The sequence below is a fragment of the Borrelia persica No12 genome, from assembly GCF_000500045.1.
Taxonomy (GTDB): domain Bacteria; phylum Spirochaetota; class Spirochaetia; order Borreliales; family Borreliaceae; genus Borrelia; species Borrelia persica.
The window spans coordinates 1-507 of the sequence record NZ_AYOT01000009.1; the positions used below are offsets into that span (position 1 = coordinate 1).

Consider the following 507-nt stretch of genomic DNA (forward strand, 5'->3'; position numbering starts at 1 on the left):
CAATATTATTTTGATATTATTACTGATGATTAATAGTTGCGATCAGTATAAACAAAAAAACACTGATAATGACAAACCTCAAAAAGATGAAGCAGAACAAACAGAAGAGGTTGCAAAAACACCAGAAGAAATACTCAAAGAAAAGTTAAATGATACTCAAAAACAAGGATTGGATCTTTTAAAAGAAGCATTAGGAGATAATGATAAGCTCAATCAATTATTGAGTCTAGACGAAAACAAGATTAAAGAAGCTCTTGAACATATCCAAAGTGAACTTAACAAATGTACTGGAGATAATGCAAGTGATCAAAAATCAACTTTCAAAACAGTGATAAAAGAATACCTTAAATCTAATAATGATAATCTAGATCAATTTAAAGAACAAACGTCAAGCAATTGTGGAGAAGGAGCAGGCGCGTAAACAAATAAAAGATAAAATTTCAAAAAGGGATTTAAAAAAGAAGAAAAAATTTGAAGAAGATATTTACAAAAGAACAAGCAAAAAGA

General features: G+C 28.4%; 1 protein-coding gene. It reads left to right on the forward strand.

Annotated features, from left to right (window positions below):
- The coding region (locus U881_RS0100075; protein ID WP_024652872.1) for an Mlp family lipoprotein at positions 1–421 on the forward strand (421 nt) is incomplete at its 5' end.
- Between the last annotated feature and the right edge of the window lie 86 nt (positions 422–507).